This window comes from Parasphingorhabdus sp. (genome assembly GCF_049667325.1).
Taxonomy (GTDB): domain Bacteria; phylum Pseudomonadota; class Alphaproteobacteria; order Sphingomonadales; family Sphingomonadaceae; genus Parasphingorhabdus.
On sequence record NZ_JBATHY010000216.1, the window covers coordinates 1 to 3,432 of the forward strand.

Sequence of the window (3,432 nt, forward strand, 5' to 3'; positions counted from 1 at the left end):
CGACGCCTCGGACAGACAAATCCCTTTCCCTCCGTTCATCTCGCTCCGGGCGATCGCCCATATCCTGAGCCATCCCGTCGACTTCGATCGCGAGCTTGGCCGATGCGCAATAGAAATCGACGATATCGGGCCCAAGTGGATGCTGGCGGCGGAACTTGATGCCGAGCGGTTTCTTGCGCAAGAGCTGCCAAAGCATGACTTCCGGTTTGCTCATCGTCTTGCGCAACTGCCTCGCGTTCAGGACCGGTTTTCTGGTTGTTCGCGCCAATCGCCCCTCCGTCACGCCTTGGGCGCGCCACCTCCCCATTGCTTCGCAACAGGGAGGAAAGATGTATCATAAAATTTTATGTAGCGGGACAGTCAGGCCAGAACTGTCAAAACCAACCTTTCCAACCCGTGCCGAAGGCATGAGAAGGGGGGGGGCGCGCGAAGCGTGGTGGAGGGTCTAGTCCTCCATCCAGTCGCGGAAGAAGCTCTCGTGCGCTTCACGCAGATCGCTCACAGCAATCGGCTTGCCGTTCAGCACAAGCTTGTCGCCCTTCACCTGCCCGATTTTCTCGAACGGCACTTTCTCGCGATCCAGATCTTCTTCGTCGCGATAGGTGATGACATAGCGGCCTTGCGCTTCGCTGAAAGCGAAGGCGCTGGTCATGCTGTCTATCTCGGCGCCGAGATTGCCGGCCAATGCCATTTCCGCCAGCGTAACGGCCAGACCGCCGTCGCTGATATCGTGCACGGCGGTGACTTTGCCGTCGGCGATCAGTTCGCGGACGATTCGGCCGGCCCATTCCTCGTCCTTGAGATCGACTTTGGGGGGCGGGCCATCGGTGCGGCCGTGGATTTCCCGCAGCCAGCTCGATTGTCCGAGCTCTTCATGGTGGAACCCGATGGTGGCGATAATATCGCCCTCATTCTTGAACCCGATCGTCATCATCTTGTCGAGATCGTCGATCAGCCCGACCGCGCCGATCGCCGGTGTCGGCAGGATCGCGTGGCTTATGCCGTCGGCGCCGGTTGTTTCGTTATACAGGCTGACATTGCCAGACACGATCGGCATGTCGAGCGCGATGCAGGCTTCGCCCATGCCCTCGATACAGCCGACAAATTGCGCCATGATATGCGGCTTTTCGGGATTGCCGAAATTCATGCAGTCGGTGGTCGCGAGTGGCTTGGCACCAACCGCGCAGAGGTTGCGATAGGCTTCGGCAATCGCCTGCTTGCCGCCTTCATAGGGATCCGCCTTGCAGTAGCGCGGGGTGCAATCGGTGGTGATCGCGAGGCCCTTGTTGGTACCGTGCACCCGTACCACTGCTGCGTCGCCGCCAGAGCGTTGCGCGGTGTCTGCGCCGACCTGACTATCATATTGTTCCCAGATCCATCGGCGCGAGGCGAGCGCAGGGCTGGCCATCATTTTTAGCAGGTCCGCTCCGATGTCGTTGTTTTCCGGAATGTCACCGATCGGCTGGATATTGATATGTTTGGCATATTCTTCGCGGGTCAAATGCGGGCGGTCATAAAGCGGGGCATCGTCGGCGAGCGGGCCGAGCGGAATGTCGCAAACCGTCTCGCCCTTGTGGGTAAGGACCATCCGGCGGCTGTCGGTGACTTCGCCGATGACCGCGAAATCCAGTTCCCATTTTGTGAAAATCGCCTCGGCCATTTCCTCGCGGCCGGGTTTCAGCACCATCAACATGCGTTCCTGCGACTCACTAAGCATCATTTCATAGGCGGTCATGCCGGTTTCGCGGCACGGCACCTTGTCCATGTCGAGGATGATACCGACTTCGCCATTGGTCGCCATTTCGACGCTGGAGCTGGTCAGGCCTGCCGCGCCCATGTCCTGGATCGCGACAATCGCATCGCTGTTCATCAGTTCGAGGCAGGCCTCGATCAGCAACTTTTCGGTAAACGGATCGCCGACCTGTACGGTGGGGCGCTTTTCATCGCTGTCGTCGTCAAATTCCGCGCTCGCCATGGTCGCGCCGTGGATGCCGTCGCGGCCGGTCTTGGACCCGACATAGACAATCGGGTTGCCGACGCCGGACGCTGCCGAATAGAAAATCTTGTCCGCGTCCGCCACGCCGACGGTCATCGCGTTGACGATGATATTTCCGTCATAGGCAGGATCGAAATTGGTCTCGCCGCCTACGGTTGGCACGCCGACGCAATTGCCATAGCCGCCAATGCCCGCGACCACGCCCTTGACCAGATGCTTCATCTTGGGATGGTCGGGCCGTCCGAAACGCAGCGCGTTCAGGTTCGCAACCGGACGTGCGCCCATCGTGAACACATCGCGGAGGATGCCGCCAACACCGGTCGCCGCGCCCTGATAGGGTTCGATATAAGAGGGGTGATTGTGGCTCTCCATCTTGAAGATCGCAGCTTGTCCGTCGCCAATGTCGATCACACCCGCATTTTCGCCGGGTCCGCAAATGACCTGCGGGCCGGTGGTGGGGAGTTTCTTGAGATGCAGGCGCGAGCTTTTATAGGAACAATGTTCCGACCACATCACCGAGAATATGCCGAGTTCGGTGATATTCGGCTCGCGGCCGAGCGCGTTCAATATCCGCTGATATTCCTCCGCGTTGAGGCCGTGCTCGCGCACGGTTTCGGTGGAGATTTGGGGCTCTGCAATCAGCGTGTCTGTGGTCATGAAGACCCTTTAACGAGACAGGGCAATTTCGACTAGAGGGAATTGATGTTTGTGCCCGGTGCTTTATGGTTTCGGCGAAAGGAGCAATCTATGTCAAAGACCATCGAGCTGATATTCGATTTTGTCAGTCCCAACGCCTATCTCATCTGGCAGCCGCTCAAGGCGCTGGCGGAAAAACATGGCGCGACTATCGAGATCACCCCGGCCTTTCTCGGTGGCATGCACAAGCTGACCGGCAATGCTCCACCTTTCATGCGCGATGCCGATGTGAAGGGGAAGAATGAATATGCGATGCTGGAGATGAACCGCTTCATCAAAAAGCAAGGCCTGACCAAATTCAGAATGAACCCGCATTTTCCGTTTAACACAATGACCCTGCTGCGGATGCTGGTCGCGCTTGAACCCGCAAGGCGCGCGGAGTTTATCGAACTGCTCCTGCCTCCGATCTGGGAAGACGGACTCGATGTCACCGATGCAGAAACGCTTGGCACAATTTTGCAGGACGGCGGGTTCGACGCCGCAGAGCTATTGGCGCAAACCCAGAACCCAGCAATCAAACAGACGTTGATCGACAATACGGAAAAGGCGGTCGCACGCGGGGCCTTTGGTATCCCGACCATGTACATCGATGGCGAGATGTATTTCGGAAAGGAACGGCTGGGCCAGATCGAAGAGCAAATCGCGGGGTAGAGTCAGCCTTTCACGAAACGCAGCACCAGCATCGCGGTGACCGCCGACGTCGTGCCGGTCGCGAAGGTTCCCCAGATCATGTCGATGAT

General features: G+C 58.4%; 3 protein-coding genes. 1 reads left to right on the forward strand and 2 read right to left on the reverse strand.

Annotated features, from left to right (window positions below; translation table 11 throughout):
- Window positions 1-268 (reverse strand): endonuclease domain-containing protein (locus WBM93_RS09865; RefSeq protein WP_424431393.1); only part of this gene is annotated, 268 nt, incomplete at its 3' end.
- A 177-nt stretch (window positions 269-445) separates the two neighbouring features.
- A complete protein-coding gene (gene purL / locus WBM93_RS09870) occupies window positions 446-2,653 on the reverse strand; it encodes a phosphoribosylformylglycinamidine synthase subunit PurL (RefSeq protein WP_424431395.1) in 2,208 nt (735 codons plus the stop codon).
- A gap of 90 nt (window positions 2,654-2,743) precedes the next feature.
- Here purL and WBM93_RS09875 point away from each other — a divergent pair, with 90 nt between their 5' ends.
- Window positions 2,744-3,343, forward strand: a complete 600-nt coding sequence (locus tag WBM93_RS09875) for a 2-hydroxychromene-2-carboxylate isomerase (protein WP_424431396.1) — start codon at window positions 2,744-2,746, stop codon at window positions 3,341-3,343.
- The last annotated feature ends 89 nt before the right edge of the window (window positions 3,344-3,432 follow it).

What these genes read in the sequence shown, in the direction of transcription:
- purL (WP_424431395.1), bottom strand. Translation starts at nt 2,653, where the DNA reads ATGACCACAGACACGCTGATTGCAGAGCCCCAAATCTCCACCGAAACC.
- WBM93_RS09875 (WP_424431396.1), top strand. Translation starts at nt 2,744, where the DNA reads ATGTCAAAGACCATCGAGCTGATATTCGATTTTGTCAGTCCCAACGCC.